At 65.4% G+C, this 15,961-nt stretch carries 11 protein-coding genes; 7 read left to right on the top strand and 4 right to left on the bottom strand.

What is annotated here, in order from left to right:
* The first annotated feature begins 54 nt into the window (after window positions 1-54).
* Window positions 55-1,257: a TlpA family protein disulfide reductase gene (locus VT84_RS15765; protein WP_082840208.1), complete on the top strand. Its 1,203-nt coding sequence runs from the start codon at window positions 55-57 to the stop codon at window positions 1,255-1,257.
* 130 nt (window positions 1,258-1,387) lie between these two features.
* Here VT84_RS15765 and VT84_RS15760 read toward each other — a convergent pair whose 3' ends face one another.
* Together VT84_RS15760 and VT84_RS15755 are read right to left on the bottom strand one after the other, a co-directional pair.
* A complete protein-coding gene (locus VT84_RS15760) occupies window positions 1,388-2,902 on the bottom strand; it encodes a sigma-54-dependent transcriptional regulator (RefSeq protein ID WP_052562071.1) in 1,515 nt (504 codons plus the stop codon).
* Between the two features lie 84 nt (window positions 2,903-2,986).
* Window positions 2,987-4,600, bottom strand: a complete 1,614-nt coding sequence (locus VT84_RS15755; protein WP_082840207.1) for a sensor histidine kinase — start codon at window positions 4,598-4,600, stop codon at window positions 2,987-2,989.
* Window positions 4,601-5,040: 440 nt separating this feature from the next.
* On the opposite strand from VT84_RS15755, the gene kdsA reads away from it, so the two are divergent.
* Entirely contained in the window at window positions 5,041-5,913 is an 873-nt protein-coding gene (gene kdsA, locus VT84_RS15750) for a 3-deoxy-8-phosphooctulonate synthase (protein ID WP_052562068.1), read from the top strand.
* Between the two features lie 106 nt (window positions 5,914-6,019).
* A complete protein-coding gene (locus VT84_RS15745) occupies window positions 6,020-7,906 on the top strand; it encodes a hypothetical protein (protein WP_082840205.1) in 1,887 nt (628 codons plus the stop codon).
* 20 nt (window positions 7,907-7,926) lie between these two features.
* On the opposite strand, the gene VT84_RS15740 is transcribed toward VT84_RS15745, so the two are convergent.
* Window positions 7,927-8,898, bottom strand: a complete 972-nt coding sequence (locus tag VT84_RS15740; protein ID WP_052562064.1) for an ATP-grasp domain-containing protein — start codon at window positions 8,896-8,898, stop codon at window positions 7,927-7,929.
* A 303-nt stretch (window positions 8,899-9,201) separates the two neighbouring features.
* On the opposite strand from VT84_RS15740, the gene VT84_RS15735 reads away from it, so the two are divergent.
* Both VT84_RS15735 and VT84_RS40850 read left to right on the top strand, forming a co-directional pair.
* Entirely contained in the window at window positions 9,202-10,464 is a 1,263-nt protein-coding gene (locus tag VT84_RS15735; RefSeq protein WP_082840204.1) for an ISNCY family transposase, read from the top strand.
* A gap of 165 nt (window positions 10,465-10,629) precedes the next feature.
* The gene (locus VT84_RS40850; RefSeq protein ID WP_239465856.1) at window positions 10,630-11,379 is read left to right on the top strand and encodes a hypothetical protein; all 750 of its coding nucleotides are present in this window, start codon (window positions 10,630-10,632) and stop codon (window positions 11,377-11,379) included.
* Between the two features lie 4 nt (window positions 11,380-11,383).
* Here VT84_RS40850 and VT84_RS15725 read toward each other — a convergent pair whose 3' ends face one another.
* The gene (locus VT84_RS15725; RefSeq protein ID WP_239465855.1) at window positions 11,384-12,883 is read right to left on the bottom strand and encodes an ATP-binding cassette domain-containing protein; all 1,500 of its coding nucleotides are present in this window, start codon (window positions 12,881-12,883) and stop codon (window positions 11,384-11,386) included.
* Between the two features lie 179 nt (window positions 12,884-13,062).
* On the opposite strand from VT84_RS15725, the gene VT84_RS15720 reads away from it, so the two are divergent.
* Window positions 13,063-15,105, top strand: a complete 2,043-nt coding sequence (locus tag VT84_RS15720) for an FG-GAP-like repeat-containing protein (protein WP_082840203.1) — start codon at window positions 13,063-13,065, stop codon at window positions 15,103-15,105.
* Between the two features lie 76 nt (window positions 15,106-15,181).
* Window positions 15,182-15,874: a choice-of-anchor E domain-containing protein gene (locus tag VT84_RS15715; protein ID WP_052562056.1), complete on the top strand. Its 693-nt coding sequence runs from the start codon at window positions 15,182-15,184 to the stop codon at window positions 15,872-15,874.
* Window positions 15,875-15,961: the final 87 nt, after the last annotated feature.

Below are 15,961 nucleotides of genomic sequence, written 5' to 3'. Positions count from 1 at the left end.
GTAAGTAGGTTAGTGTACATTGTTGGCGCCACTTCCCCGTGTGAGGTTTCCCCCATGCGAACTCTGCTCCTGACCTTAATGTTCGTTGCCCTCGGCGGCATGCAACTGTCTGCCGCGGACGAGCCGAAACCCGCGAAGGATCAGCCGACACTCAAGGTCGGCGATGCTCCCCCGCCACTGAAGGTGACCAAATGGCTCGCGGGCTCCGAAGTGAAGGCGTTCGAGTCGGGTAAGGTGTACGTGGTAGAGTTCTGGGCCACGTGGTGCGGGCCGTGCGTGGTCATGATGCCGCACCTGGGCGACATTCAGGAGGAACTCGCGGGCAAGGTGACGGTGATCGGGTTCACCGCCAAGGACGCGAGCAACACGCCCGAGCGCGTGGACGAGTTCGTCAAGAAGCGCGGGGCCAAACTCGGCTACACGATCGCTTACGCCGACGACCGGGAAACTTACGATTCCTACATGAAGGCTTCGGGGCATGGTGGCATCCCGTGTTCCTTCGTGATCGGTAAGGACGGGAAGATCGCGTACATCGGGCACCCGCTGTTCCTGGACGAGGTACTGCCGAAGGTGCTGGCCGGAACCTGGGACGCGGCCAAGGGCACCGCCGAACTGGAAGCCGCAGACAAACTGTGGGACAAGACCTTTGAGGTGATGAGCAAGCCGAACGGCGACCCGGCCGAGCAACTGGCCGAGTGGGAACAGTTCTCCGCCAAGTGGCCGCGCCTGGCCGCGGACCCGTACATGACCAGCGCCCGGCTCAAGTTGCTCGTCGCCGCCAAGCGGTTCGGTGAAGCCCAGAAACTGGCCGAGGAGATGTCGGCCAAGGCTTCCAAACGGAACGACATCGCCGCGCTGGGTGTGGTGGCCGACGCGGTGACGGTGGACGCGGCCGCCGGGCAAGCGGCCCTCGTCGCGGTCGGGGTGAAAGCGGCCGAATCCGCGCTGGTCATCGACGGAGAAACGGCCACGGCGCTAATCCGGGTTATCAAAACGCACGCGGCTGCGGGCAATACGGCCAAAGTGAAGGAGTTTGGGGCAAAGGCCGTGACCGCGGCCGAAAAGGAAGTGAAGGACGACAAGGACGCGATCGGCACGCTGCGCGTGGCGGCGGCTTATCTCGCCGCCGGCGACAAGGCCAAGGCGCGAGCCGCTGCGGAAAAGGCTATCAACATGGTGGACGCACAGAACGCCGGCATGAAGAAGTACGTTGAAGATCAGGCGAAGAAGTACACGGGTGAGCCGAAGAGCAAGTAGTTAACGGCCACGAACACCGCTGCCCGGGCACCCGCGATTGCGCTCGGGCCGGGCGGTCGGAGGCTCGAAGTGCAAGATCCTGTGGCCGGCCGGTGTGCGGAGTCGAGGGTTTCGCACACCGGTCGCGTTATCACCCCGCCCGGCGCTGGCGCTCTTCTTCGTATTTGTGCAGCTTGTTGTAGAGCGTCTTCAGGCTGATCCCCAGTTCGTCGGACGTCTTCTGCTTGTTCATCCCGTTCTTCGAGTACACCTGAAGAATGTACTCCATTTCGACGTCCGCCAGCGATTTCGTCGGTCCCGTGCTCACTCCAGTGTCGCCCTGATTCGCAGGGAAGGGCAGGGTGGGCATCGGCGCGGGCGAGCCGAGGAACGCGGCTGAGTAACCACTCGGTGCGGGCGCGCTGGGCGCGGCCGGAAACGCCACCGGGATCGTCGCGGACGGCTTCGGGTACACCATGTCGCGCGGGAGCGCTTCGGGCGTGATGGTCCCGCCCCCGGAGACGATCCAGGCGTACTCCATCGCGTTCGTCAGTTCCCGCACGTTGCCCTTGTAATCGTGGTTGAGCATGATCCGGAGCGCTTCGGGGGTCAGCAGGTGGGCCACGTTTTCCACCGGGCGCTTGGCGTGCCGGGCGAGCAGGTGCCGGGCCAGTTCGGGGATGTCCTCGCGCCGGTCGCGGAGCGGCGGCAGGTGAACGTGGAACATGTTCAGCCGGAACAGTAGGTCCTCGCGGAACGTCCCCTCTTCGATCATCTTCCGCAGGTCTTTGTTCGTCGCGCTGATGACCCGCACGTCCACGGTGATGGGCTGGCTCTCGCCGAGCCGCTGGATCTCGCCCGCTTCGAGAACCCGGAGCAGTTTCACCTGGAGGTTCTTGTCCAGTTCCCCGAGTTCGTCGAGGAACAGGGTACCGCCGTTCGCGACCTCGAAGAACCCCTTGTGGTCCTTGTCCGCGCCGGTGAAGGCGCCCTTCTTGTGGCCGAACAGCTGGCTCTCGGCGAGGGTTTGCGTGAGCGCCCCGCAGTTCACCGGGACGAACGGCATGTCGGCGCGCTTGCTCTTCGTGTACAGCGCCCGCGCGACGACCTCTTTGCCGGTGCCGGTTTCGCCGGTGATGAGCACCCGGCCGTCGGTCGGCCCGACGCGGTCGATGAACTGCTGCACCGGCGTCATGGCGGCGCTGGCCCCGATCAGCCCGGACGGGCCTTCGGCCGCCTCGACGCGGCTCTCGAGGGCCGCGGTCTTGTGCTTGAGTTTCCGCTTCTCCTGGATGCGGAGCAGCAGCGCCTCGATGTCGGTGAGCTTGCACGGCTTGGTGAGGTAGTCGAACGCGCCGAGCCGGAGCGCCTCGACCGCGGTCTCGGTGCTGCCGTACCCGGTCATGATGACGGCTTCGGTGTCCGGCGCGACCTGCTTGAGCGCGGCGAGCACCTGGAGCCCCGCCTTGTCGTGCTCCATCCGCATGTCGAGGATGGCCGCGTCGAACGTCTGCTTCTTGACCGTCTCGATGCCGCTCTTGCTGTCCGCGCAGGTCGTGACCTCGTGCCCGAGCCGGGGCAGTTCGGACTTCATGAACTCCCGGAGGTGGGTTTCATCGTCGACGAACAGGATTCGCAGGCGGTTGTGTGCGGGTGTGGTAGCCACTCGCGGTCTCCGTGTCTCGATCCGAACTTGGGGCGGCGGAGCTTAGACGGGTTTGCAGGATTTACAAGCCCGTTTCTGCCGCCATCATGCCGCGGTGCGGCTGCCGGGGAATGTCAGCACGGTGGGCGCCGGTTCCGGTTCGCCCTCGGTGCCCGGCGCATCCGTTACGCCCGGCGCGATCTGTAGCGGGATGCGCACCGTGAACGTGCTCCCGGTCCCGGGACCGGCGCTGGCGGCGGTGATCGTCCCGCCGTGCTGGTCCACGATCTGGTGGCTGATGAACAGCCCCAGCCCGGTGCCCTTTCCGGTGCGGCTCTTGGTGAAGAACGGCTCGAAGATGTTCTGTAACACGTCCGGTGCCATGCCGCACCCGGTGTCCACGAAGACCAGTTCCGCGTACCCGCCGGCGGTACCGAGCGTGATCGCCAACTGGCCGTTATCTTCCATGCTGTCGAGCGCGTTCACCACGAGGTTCAGGACCACGCTCTTGAGATCCTGTGCGTTGACCGGCGCGACGATGTACCCCGTCGGCTCGAAAACGACTTGCTTGCTGCGACTCGACGGCAGGTGCCGCACGACTTCGAGCACCCCGCGGATCAGTCCGGTCAGGTCGGCCGGCTCCTTCGTGCGCTCACCGGTGCGGCTGAAATCGAGCAGTTTTTGTGTGATGTCCTTACACCGCAGTGCTTCCTGTTGAACCATCTTCAGGTACCGCGTGAGCACCTCGGTTTCGGCCGGCGGCGCGGTGCTGGTCGCGAGCACGTCCTGTAGTCGGCGCTCGAGCGCTTCGGAACAGAACAGGATGCTCGCGAGGGGATTGTTGATCTCGTGCGCGACGCCCGCGGCGAGGAACCCGACGGACACCATGCGCTCGGAGCGCACGAGCTGCCGGCTGCGTTCGTTCACCTGGCGCGCGAGGTCCGCGTAGACCGCGTGGAGGCGTGCGACCATCGCGTTGAACTCGTCCGCGAGTTCTTGAAGCTCGTCACCGGAATTGAGAACGAGGGGTTGGTCGAACGTCCCGTGGTGAACTCGTTGGACCCCGGCCTGGAGTTCGCGAATCGGAGCGAACATCCACACGCGGAAGTAGTACAGCATCGTCGCGACGAGTGCGAGCGCCCAAACCATCGCGAACCCGACGATCCAAGATGTACGCCGAATCGCGGCACTGGATTCCCGCCCGCTCTGTTGGATGTCGTCGATCACCGCGTATCGCAACTTTTCCGCCATCCGACGAGCTTTCTCGTGGGCGTCATGCACCTCGGTAGTTTTTCGGAACGGTTTGGGGGAGTCCTGCCCGAACGCGGGAAGTTGCTTACGGCTCACTTCTTTTTCGAGTGAGGTAAGCGCGTCTTCCAAACGAGGCATCAGATCGCGTTCCATCACCCCGCGATCGGGGTCCAATCCCGCGGCGTTATTCCGTTCGGTCTCCGCACTGAATGAGGCCAGGATTTGCTTCGCCAGTACGACCTGTGAAAGGTACCCAAAAGTGTCGCTGTCTTCTCCCTGGTCCAACACGTCTAGCGCCGCCGATATTTCTGTCGCGATCCTCAACTCGTTGAGCTTGCGCTCGGTGGTCTTTACGCTCGTGTAGTACGTATAGATGCCGTAAGCGGTTCCGCTCGCCAATAGCCCGATACTCCCGGCCACGAGGACCAGTCCCAGCATCAGTTTGTGGCGCAAACGGCGGCGAGCCACGCAACGACCTCCTGCCAAATCACACTCGTCCGTGAGTGCGGCTCCACGAGCCGGAGGAATCCCGGTACCGTGAAGGCGGCGGAATCTACCAAGTGCGTTCTTACAAAACGAGAGCAATTTTTTCCGATGGTACCAGAACCCCGTTAACGAGGGCGGTCCATTCAAGTTTGCCCCGTTTCCCAGGCGATTGGATGTAGCAGAGCCGAAAGGTGCAGTCCTTCATCGGGCGACGGAACGCAAGAGTTGCAAAATTTCCGGTCCGAATTATCGCGGCAGCGAGATTTTGCCCCCGCACTTCGCTCCGCCTAAATTGGGCGCTCCCCTTAGCTCACCCGATTTAACTAGTTGGGGTTGCCCCGCTCCAAGCGGACCCGCTACACCTCAATTTCCGCCCCGTGCGGCCATATGTCTAAGGAGAAGCGATGGAGCCGCAACCCCCAATGAGCGTCGTGACTGTGGGGTCGTACCAGATCGGTGCCGGGCACCCGTTACTGTGGATCTGCGGGCCGTGCGTGATCGAATCGCACACGCTCACCCTGCGCATCGCGGAAACGCTCCGCGGGTTCGCGGACCGGTTCGCACTGCCGCTCGTGTTCAAGGCGTCCTTCGACAAAGCGAACCGGAGCTCCGGGAAGTCGTTCCGCGGGCCGGGGCTTTACGAGGGCCTAAAAACACTGGAAGCCGTTAAAAAGGCGACCGGGTTTCCGGTGACCACCGACATCCACGAGTGCGCGCAAGCGGCCCCGGCCGCCGAAGTGTGCGACATCTTGCAGGTGCCGGCGTTCTTGGCGCGCCAGACCGACCTGCTCGAAGCGTGCGGCCGAACCGGGCGCGTGGTGAACGTGAAAAAGGGGCAATTTATGTCCCCGTGGGATATGAAAAACGTGGTCGCGAAGCTCTCCGAGTTCGGGAGCCGCAACGTGCTCCTGACCGAGCGCGGCACGACCTTCGGGTACGGGCTGCTGGTCAACGACATGCGGTCCGTGCCCTGGATGCAGGAAACCGGCGCACCGGTGATCTTTGATGCCACCCACAGCGTACAGAGACCAGGGGCGCTCGGGGACCGCACGGGGGGCGACCGCGACATGGTGCCGGTCCTGACCCGCGCCGCGGTCGCCGCGGGGTGCGACGGGGTGTTCCTCGAAACGCACCCGAACCCCGACGAGGCGAAGAGCGACGGGCCGAACATGCTCCCGCTCGACGCACTGCCCGAGTTGTTCACCCGGTGCCTGCGAATCCGAGGCGCTCTGAGTAACGCCGTTTCCCAGGGATCGGGTTCCAAGTTCCAGGCTGAAGACAAGAAGGCGTCGTGACGGTGAGCTTCGGTAGGACGCGGAACGCACCGGCCCGTCGTGGGTATCGAACTCGAACTTGCAACTTTGAACGTCTGCCAAGCCACTGCCACACGAGCCAACCCGCATGACCACCGACCACCGGCCCGATTCCCGCTCCCGGCGCCCACTTACCACATTCGCTCTCACCGCCGGACTGTTCGCGATCGGCGCTGCCGTGCTCGTGGGGGCGAGCGGGTGTACCAAACCGCCAACCGGTGTAAAAAACACCGAGGAACAGCCTACCACCAAGGGCGATCCCTGGAAGGTTGCCGGGCAGCGGTTGCGGAAGGAAACCGACTGGGCCGCGTGCCGAACCGCCCTCGGCGGGCTCGCGACCGATCTGAACACTCAGACCAAAGAAACGCTCCCGGTTCTTTCGGACCCGGAATTCGCGAGCCTTTCGCAACTCGTTCCGCTCTCGGCGGATGATCGCGAGGAAGTGCGAGCGACCACCTTCACCGCTCACGACAGCGCGTACCTCGCGGACTGCCTGTACCTGCGCGACGCGGCCGATTCGCTCGCGCTGGGCCGGTTCCCGCCCGACCAGCGCGCGGAGCGCGCGTTCGCCTGGGTGTGCCGCCAGGTATACCTGCGCCCGTGGATGCTGATCGCGGGTCGGGCGGACGGTGCCAGCGCGCTCCCGCCAACCGCGGTGTTGCGCCGCGGGTTCGGCTCCGGACTCGAACGGATGTACGTCTTCCTCGCCCTCCTCCAGCAACTCGAACTCGACGGGTGCCTGATTGGGGGGCCGGACGCGGGCAAACAACCGGCCGGGCTGCCGCTCGTGACACCCGATAATAAGGCGTTCGTGACCGGCGCCCCGCGGGGACCGTTCTGGGCGGTCGGCGTGCGCATCGGAGCCGACGTGAAACTCTTCGACCCGTGGCGCGGACAGGCGTTCCCGGTTACGCTCGCGCAACTCAAAGCGAACCCGGACGCCGCGAAAGAGTGGTTCGCGGACCAGGCCAATGTCAGCGGCGCGACGCTCGACGACGCGAAGAAGGCGACCGCGTTCCTTGCCGTCCCGGTCAACGCCCTCGCCCCGCGGATGGGTCTGGTCGAAACCAAGCTCAAAAGCGACCTGGGCGTAAAACTGGCTTACGACGCGAAAGCGCTCCAGAGCGCGTTCCGCGATCCGAAGCCCGCGTTCTGGAACCCGTCGAACGAACCGAACCAACCGAACCAACGGGCCGCGTTCGCCTACGGGCACGCGAGCCGCGCCCTGCTGCCGCTCGACATGGGCGGCACCGACCGCAACCCGCCCGGGGTCCGGTTGTTCGACGTCTACCGGCGCGAGCAGCTCCCGAACAGCGTATTCCGGATACCGGCCGGGATTCAACCGGACGGTCAGATCGCGCAGCGGTTGCGGGCGGGCGCGGCCGGGGCACTCGGGCTGTCGTTCATCGAACCGCCGAACCCGCGCGAGCGCATCCAGCGCGGCCAGTTCCAGGACGCCGCGAAAGACCTCGTGACGAAGCAGGAAACGTTCGCCAACGGCCGGGAGCGCCTCCGACTGAACAAGGACGCGGGGTTCCAGATCAAGGAATGGGTCGAACTCGTCACCGGGCTGTACCAGGAACTCGGGCGCGTGCAGTTAGACGCGAACAGAGACAAGTCTGTGGAAGCGGCGGTGCTCGGACAAATCGACAGCGCATGGAAACAGCCCGGTGTCCAACTCATCGTGGACCAGGCTTCGTCTGAGGTCGGGCTGGCGGAATCGACGCTGCTCCTCGCGCTGTGCAAGCACGAACTCGCGGAGCGGAGCCAGGCGCGCCTGGAAGCCGCGACGGGGGCCGAGGCCGATCGCCTGCGCCCCGACGCCATTGATGCGTGGAAAACGGCCCTTTCTGCGTGGCGCACCTACGAGCAGAACGCGGTCGCGCACGCCGGCTTCCCCGGGCGCTCGGAGCACGCGCGGGTGCTCGCGGCCCGTGCCGCCCTGCTCGCGAACCCGGCGCCGCCCAAGAAGTAGGGTGCCCGCCCGTTGTGCGGTTAGAGAGAGGGAACGGACCCGTCCGGACCGAACCGCACGCGCCCCGGCTTCCACCGGGGCGCGCGGACCGCTTCGCCCCGCGCTACGCGGAGCACCATTTCGGCAATGTTGAAGTCCGCTAGTTCTCGTAGCCCGATGTAAGAAGTCGTGAGCCGCGGGTTGATCTCGATCGCGTAATCGCGCGAGCCGTCGGGCGCGTCCCCCAGTACCAGGTCGGCGCCCACGTACCCCAGCAATCCGGGCACGCACTCCACGGCCGCGCGCCCGAGCGTCACCGCGCGCCCCGCGAGGGCACCGGGGACCGGCAGCTCCCCGCCCTCGTATTTGAACCGCCCGTCGGCGCTCAACGTCTGGAACGCGGGGGTGAGGGGCACGTACCCGCCCGGGCCGCACAGAAACGCGACACTCGCCGCGCGGCCCGGCACGAACTCTTGAAGGATCATCGCGTGCTCCGCAGGGGCCGCCGCAAGTGCGGCTGCTAACTCGAACCGGTCGCGGATCAAAAACGTGTCGGTTGAACCGGCCCCGTCCCGCGGTTTCCAGACCACTGGGAACGCTTCACACGGGGTCGGGGCGCGGGCCGTTGTTGCCGGCGTGCGCACGCCGTGCGTGCGCCAGTGCCCCGCGAGCGCGAGTTTATCGGTTGTGAGTGCGAGGGCCGCGCCCGAAGGCCCCAACAAGGCGCTCGCCGATTGCCGGACCGCTCCGCAATCGCGGTCGAGTTGTCCGGCCGTTTCGGGGGCGATCACGAGCGACCACTCGCACCGCTCCGCGACGCGCCGGACCTCGTACCCGTGATCGGCGCCCTCGAACCGGTCGAGCGTTTCGACCGTCACCCCCGGCACGCGCGCGAAGTCCTCGGCGACCGCGTCCCGCATCGCGCGGCCCTCACGGTACATTCCGTGGTCGGGCGAACCGGGGGCGCACCCGACACCGGTCGCGGTCATGTACTCGTAAACGAACACGCGCATCGGGAGCTTCCGCCTCACCTTTAGGGGGCCTTGCGGTATACTCTATTCACGACCCGCGTGCCACACTCACAACCCCTCCCGCCGCGCGTTTTTGATGCTCTCACTTTGAACTCGCCCGCTCTCGGTTACGAACGCCGGAGTGCGGGTAAAGCGGAACGAGCCTCACGACGTCTGAAGAGTGAGCAAGGTGCCCGCCGCCCCAGGCGAACCACCCCAAAAATGATTCGTGTTGAACCCTATTAGAAATGTCCGGTGTTAACTCGATAGAAGTGTCTCCTTCGCTCAGGCCGGAGGGGGCGCTCGATGATCGGGGTACAAGACCGGAATCGTGTTGCGATGAGTCAGCGGGAGCGAGATGTCCTCAAGGTGATGCAACCCGTCCTCGACGGGAAACGAACGCAGTCCGAAGCCGCTCGGCTGCTCAAGTTGAGCGCCCGCCAGGTGCGACGAGTCCAACTCAAGCTCAAGGCCGGCGGCGATGCCGCTCTGGTCCACGGGCTGCGGGGCAAGCCCTCCAACCGCCGCCACAAGCCCGACCTGCGCCGGAAGGTGCTCAAGGTCTACCGGGCACGCTACCCCGACTTCGGTCCCACATTCGCCTGCGAGAAACTGGCGGCCGAAGGTCTCCGCGTCGGTGTTGAAACCCTCCGCCGCTGGCTACTGGCCGAGGGGCTGTGGGAGCAACGGCGGCACCGCGACCCGCACCGCAGCCGGCGCCCCCGGCGCAGTTGCTTCGGCGAGTTGGTGCAGATGGACGCCTCGATCCACGATTGGCTCGAAGGTCGTGGCGAGGAGGTGGTGCTGATCACGATGATCGACGATGCCACGAGCCGGGTGATGGCCCAGTTCTACCCCGCCGGGACGGTCCCGGCCCACATGGACCTTCTGGGGCGGTGGCTGCGGAAGTACGGGCGCCCGCTGGCCCTGTACACGGATCGGCACAGCATCTTCGAGCCACACGAGAAGGGCCAACCACTCGCCGACCCCGAGGCCCGGACGCAGTTCGGGCGCGCCCTGGGGGAGTTGGACATCGAGCTGATCCGGGCGCACTCGCCGCAGGCCAAGGGGCGGGTGGAGCGCTCGTTCGGGACGGCTCAGGATCGGTGGGTGAAGGAACTGCGACTGGCGCAGGCGAAGACGTGCGCGCAAGCCAACCGCGTGCTGGAGCGGTTGGTGCCGGATCACAACCGTCGGTTCGCGAAGGCCGCCCCGAAGGCGACCGATGCGCACCGGCGGTTGGGTACGAGTCATCGGTTGGAGTCGATCCTGTCGATCCAGTCGGAGCGCGTGGTGAGCAACGACTACGTAGTGCGGTTCGAGAATCGGTTCTACCAGTTGCTACCGCCGGTGTATCCGGGCGAGCGTGGCGGTCGTGTGGTTCTCGAGCACCGCTTGGATGGATCGATGGCGATCCGGTTCGGGACCCGATTCCTGGAGTATCGGGAGATCCAAGCCACCCGTGGCCGGCAGGAAGCCGCCAAGCCGTTGGTGGAGTCGAAGAAGAAGCCCTCGAAGGTGCGGAAACCACCGGCCGAGCACCCGTGGCGCAAGCGTGTGGTAAAGTGATCAAAGACACCCCCGAGAGAAGGACATTTCTATCGGGGGCAAATTGCGGACATTTCTATTGGGGCCTGACACCCCAAAAATGATTCGTTGACTCAGCGCGCCCGTGCGGTAATCTGAGGGAGCACGCTATCCCAACCCCCGCTGCTTCCGTTGAAGCGGCTCGCAATGACGCTCGAAGACTGGCTGGCTTGCTTAGGCGACACCGACACCCTTTCACTCGAACTCGGCATCTTCCCGGACCGCAAACTGCACCTGCTCACCGCGGCCCTTTTGCGCCGCGTGTGGGACCGGTTACCCTCGCGCCATTCGCAACTCGCGGTCGAAGCCACCGAGCAGTTCGCGGACGGAGCAATATCCGTCGACGCGCTCGCGTGGGTACGATCGCAAGCCGCCCGCGAGTCCGGCGAAACCGTTTGGTTCGGCGAGGAACCGTTCAACGACTACGAGTTGATTAACCCGTGCCCGTGTTGCTCACCGTGTGACGCGCAAGCGTTCCGTTATGAGTGCCGCGTCGCGAAACAGGGCGGCGTTCTCGACGGCGTGCGGCGCGGAACCAATGACCCCGCTCTGGTCGCGGCGAGCGCGGCATTCGATACCGTCCGCATGGAGAACCCGGACACCGCATGGACCGACGTCGTGGTCCGGCAGTGGAACTGGCAGAGCTTGTTCGCGACCGTCCGCGAGGTACTCGGCGAGAACGAACCGGACCCCAACTGGTCTTGTTGGCGCACGTCCGACGTACTGGCGCTGGCACGCGGAATATACGAAGATCGCGCGTTCGACCGTTTGCCGATCCTCGCCGACGCGCTCCAGGACGCGGGGTGCGACGATGAAAACGTGTTGTGGCACTGCCGGCGCCCGGGCGGTCACGCGCGCGGGTGCTGGGTCGTGGACCTGGCGCTGGGAGTCGCGTGAGGCGCTACACCACGCGCCCCTTCTCTAAGCGCAGCGTCTGATTAACCGTGCGCGGCAACTCGCTCAGTTCGTGGGTGACGAACAGGAGCGTTTGGTCGGGGCCGATTTCGGTTTCGAGCCACGCGCGGCAGCGCACGGTCGCGTCCGCGTCCAACCCCTGGAACGGTTCGTCCAGGATCACGAGCGGCGGGCGCTTCACCAGTGCGCGTGCGAGAAGCACGAGCCGCTGTTCGCCGGTCGAGAGCGCCTTGAACGCGCGCCCCGCAAGGTGCGTGATCCCGAATGCCGCGAACAGCTCCCCCACGCGGGCGTTTTGTTCGGGCGTGGTGTCGTGGTCGGCGACAGCGTCGAAGAAACCTGTCGCCGCCGCCCGGTCCGCGGTGAGCGGTTCGGTGAAGTACAGGTGGAACTCCGGCGACAGCAGCCCGACGTTCCGCTTCACGTCCCAGATGGTTTCGCCGGTCCCGCGGCGCCGCCCGAACAACTGAATGTCGTTCGAGTACGCCTGCGGGTGGTCGCCGCACAGCAGGCTGAGCAGCGTCGTCTTCCCGCTCCCGTTCGGCCCCAGCAAGGCCCACCGCTCTCCCGCGCGCACGGTCCACGACACGCGGTCCAGGATCGTGTGCCCCGCGTGCGCGACGGTCACGTTGCGGAGTTCGATGACGGGGGTGGCCGTCTGTAACCCCTCCCCAACCCCTCCCCTAAGCGGAGAGGGGCTTAAAACAGTCGAAGATTGCTTTGTGTCTGCCGCATTTGGATCTGTTCCCCCTTCCTTCCTAGGGAAGGGGGTCAGGGGGTTAGGTTCCCCCCTCAACCGCAATACGTTCGTGATCCAGCCCGGCACCATGTCCTCGCGGCAAATCAGCACCAGGCGCTTCCCGTCGTTGACCAACTCGTGCAGCAGCGCGGCAAGGTCGGAGCGCGCGGCGGCATCGAGTCCGATAAACGGGTCGTCGAGCACCAGCACTTCGGGCTTTGAGAGCATCGCGCGGGCGAGCCGGGACCGGCGCGTCTGGCCGTTCGAGAGCGTCATGAACGGCTGCGGGAGCAGGTCCGCGATCCCGAACCGCGCACAAACGGCCGCGAGTTCGGTCCCGCTCGCGCTGGTCCCCGTGCGCAAGAACTGTTCCAGCGATAGCGGCGTCTCGCTGTCGGAAAATTCAAACCGCTGTTGGTAATACCGACCCGCGTAGGAGAACAACCGCGAGTCCTCCCGAAACGTAACGTGGGCCACGACTTGCGAGGGGTAATCGATCTTCCGCCCGCCCGCGCGGAGTCGTTCAAACAGTGGCCAGTGCAAATCGCCGCCGTTGAGCGGGTGGCGCCCGAGGAGCGCTTCAGCGAGCGTCGTTTTCCCGCTCCCCGTCGGGCCGGTCACGGCCCACGCTTCGCCCTCGCGCACGGTCCAGTCGAACTCGCAGAAGACCTTCGCGCCCCCGCGGACCACGGTCGCGCGGGTCAGTTCAAACACGTTCTGTGAATCGCTCATGCGGGTGGTATACATCCCGCTCCTTCCCCGTACCACCAATTCCCCCAAGTCGCTTCAATCGATACAACCGAATCCACGTGTTCCGTCGGCACAATCATTTCATAGACCCGTATCGACACGGCCGGAACAAATTACATAAGCTTGAGAACCGGTAAACCCACTGAGCCGCGCACCTTGATTATCCGGGATTATCCATGCGGAATGAACCCCGCCTTCGCGCGCACCGTCCCCGCACCGGCACGGCACTCGCGGCCCCCGCTCTGCACCTCGAAACGCTGGAATCGCGCGACGTCCCCGCGATCACCATTCAGTTCGACTACACCTACGACACCAGCGGGTTCTTCGCGAGCCACGCGGACGCCCGCGCGACCCTGGAGCGCGCCGCCGCCGACCTGGGCAACACCCTGACCGCGAACCTGGCCGCGATCACCCCGTCCGGCTCGAACACCTGGACCGCGACGTTCTTCAACCCGTCCGGCTCCGGCGAGATCTCGGTCGCGAACCTGAACGTGGCGGCGAACACGCTGAAAGTGTACGTCGGCACGCGCACGACCGCGGGGTCCGAGGCCGGGGTCGGGGGGCCGGGCGGGTACCGGATCTCCGGATCGACGGCGTGGTCGAGCTCGATCCTCTCGCGCGGCCACACCGGGTACGCGCCGTGGGGCGGGAGCCTCTCGTTCGATGCGTCGATGAGCTGGTACTTCGGCCAGTCCGCGTCCGGGCTGACCTCGAACAAGGCCGATTTCTACACCGTCGCCGTTCACGAACTCGGGCACCTGCTCGGGATCGGCACCGCGTCGCAGTGGACGACCCTGGTGAGCGGGTCGACGTTCCGGGGCGCGCAGTCGATGGCCGCGTATGGCGGAGCGGTCCCGCTCTACACCGACGGCGCACACTGGGCGGACGGCATCACGGTCGGCGGGAAAGCGACCGTGATGGACCCGATTCTCTCGCAAGGCGTGCGCGTCGCGTGGTCCGCCCTCGACGCGGCCGCGCTGCGCGACCTGGGCTGGAACACGGTCAGCGAGCCGACGCCCCCGCCTACCGTGAAGGTACCGGTCGCGGGGACACAGCCGATCGCGTTCACGGGGAACCTGGACGGCACGGTGTCGCTGTTCACCGTGTCCAACGGCACGCTGACCGACACCGGCACGCGGTTCACGCCGTTCGTGGGCTACCGCGGCGCGATCCGTGTGGCGAGCGGCGACTTCAACGGGGACGGCGTCACCGATTACGCCTTCACCACGGGCGCTGGCCCTCAAACAGTGGTCGAAATCATCAACGGTGCGGACGGCACCCTGTTGATGGACCAGACGATCGTCTTTCGCGGGTTCACGGGCGGGCTGTTCCTCGCGGCCGGCGACATCGACCGCGACGGGATCGATGACCTCGTGATCTCTGCCGACGCGGGGGCCGGCCCACACATTCAGACGTTCCGCATCGTGGGCGGCGCGCTCCAACTTCAATCGAGTTTCTTCGCGTTCGATAACCCGGCGTTCCGCGGCGGGGCGCGAGTCGCGGTCGGGGACATCAACCGCGACGGCTACGATGACGTGGTGGTGACTACCGGGGGCCAAGCGATCGGCCGCGTGGCCGTGTACAGCGGGGCCGGGTTACGAAACGGGACCGCGACGCGGCTGGTCCCGGACTTTAACCCGTTCGCGGGTCTGTGGACCGGCTTGAACGTGGCCGTGGGCGACATGGACGGCGACGGCCACGCGGAACTGGCCATCACGCCCGATCGCGGCGGCCCGGCGCACGTGAAGATCTGGTCTGGCGCGACCCTGACGGCGAATTCCGCGGTGCAAGCGAGCGGATTGCCACTCACGGCGAGCTTCTACGCATTCCCACCGACGGACTGGAACGGCGCGCGTCTCGCGATGAGTGATACAGACGGCGACGGTCGCGACGAACTGTTCGCCGCGAGCGGGAACCGGCTCACTTCGGCGGCCCGCGTGTTCACTTATGCCCAGGCCGTTGCGGGCGGAGCCGGGGCGTCGGAAGTGCAGCCGTTCAACACCACGGTCACCTACGACGGCGTGTACGTCGGGCTGCACATAGCCCCGGCGACCACGTCCGACGCGACGACCACCGATACGACCGACACCGAATCCCACACGGTCACGGTCCCGCCGGTCACGCACAAGTGCATGTGCGGGGCGTGCTCGGCACTGGCCGCGCTGACGGGCACCGAAACCGGGGCAGCCGCGATGTTCTCGTCCATTCCCGTGAAGTGAGAGTGAATCTAGACTGGCGGACCGGGGTGATCCTGATAAACTCCCGACGCCGCCACAACCTCTCATAGGGAAAGATATGCGATTGTCATTTCTTGCTGCGATTCTGGTCCTGTTTGCGGGTTCTACCGCTCAGGCCGGATTCAAGAGCGTCTCGTACACAACAAATTTCGGGACCAGCAACGCGGGATTCCCAACACCGGACGGCTCCGTACCGCAATTCGATCCGGTCGCGCTCGGTGGCAACTTGTACTCGGTCACGTTCGAGTTCGAGGTATCCACCGTGGGTGGCTTCCTGGACGCGGTCAATAAAACCGACCACCAAGTCCATTTACACATCGACTTCACGGACTTCGCCACGCTCGGAGTGTCCGTGAACTTCACCAGCCCCACCAACATCTTCGCGGGATCCGTCTCGGCCAACCCTTTTGACAGCGATCTCGATCCGTTCGATGGCTTCTTCTCTGTTATTGGGACCGACTCGCACTTCAAAGGGGCGTACCAAACCAAAGACGCGGTCGAAAAAGCCACTTACACCGGATCAGGTGAACTCGAGTTTCTGAGCCTGCACGACTTCCAGATCAACGCGGTGTCCCCCGGTTCGGATGTCTCCATCGGATTCTCCCCCGATTTCGCCGCGCGTGGTCAAGTCAAGGTCACCTACGTGTACGAGGTTCTCGAGGCACCGGCACCGCCCGGCGTAGTGCTGTGCCTTTCTGCCCTACCTGGGGTGCTAATTCTGCGACGGTTCCGCGGTCGGCTTGCCTCCTGAGTCGCGATTGACACTTTCAGTCCCCGTTCGCCCCTGGGGGCACAAACCGCAACAAACTCACCCATGCCAATGCAACCACGTCTCAGC

Source organism: Gemmata sp. SH-PL17, assembly GCF_001610855.1.
GTDB classification, from domain to species: Bacteria; Planctomycetota; Planctomycetia; order Gemmatales; family Gemmataceae; genus Gemmata; species Gemmata massiliana.
This window is presented reverse-complemented; position numbering and strand designations above follow the sequence as displayed.

Bases quoted from the DNA above. Each gene is read 5' to 3' on its own strand.
- VT84_RS15745 (WP_082840205.1), top strand. From the start codon at position 6,020: ATGACCACCGACCACCGGCCCGATTCCCGCTCCCGGCGCCCACTTACC.
- VT84_RS15735 (WP_082840204.1), top strand. From the start codon at position 9,202: ATGATCGGGGTACAAGACCGGAATCGTGTTGCGATGAGTCAGCGGGAG.
- kdsA (WP_052562068.1), top strand. From the start codon at position 5,041: ATGAGCGTCGTGACTGTGGGGTCGTACCAGATCGGTGCCGGGCACCCG.
- VT84_RS40850 (WP_239465856.1), top strand. From the start codon at position 10,630: ATGACGCTCGAAGACTGGCTGGCTTGCTTAGGCGACACCGACACCCTT.
- VT84_RS15715 (WP_052562056.1), top strand. From the start codon at position 15,182: ATGCGATTGTCATTTCTTGCTGCGATTCTGGTCCTGTTTGCGGGTTCT.
- VT84_RS15720 (WP_082840203.1), top strand. From the start codon at position 13,063: ATGCGGAATGAACCCCGCCTTCGCGCGCACCGTCCCCGCACCGGCACG.
- VT84_RS15725 (WP_239465855.1), bottom strand. From the start codon at position 12,883: ATGTATACCACCCGCATGAGCGATTCACAGAACGTGTTTGAACTGACC.
- VT84_RS15765 (WP_082840208.1), top strand. From the start codon at position 55: ATGCGAACTCTGCTCCTGACCTTAATGTTCGTTGCCCTCGGCGGCATG.
- VT84_RS15740 (WP_052562064.1), bottom strand. From the start codon at position 8,898: ATGCGCGTGTTCGTTTACGAGTACATGACCGCGACCGGTGTCGGGTGC.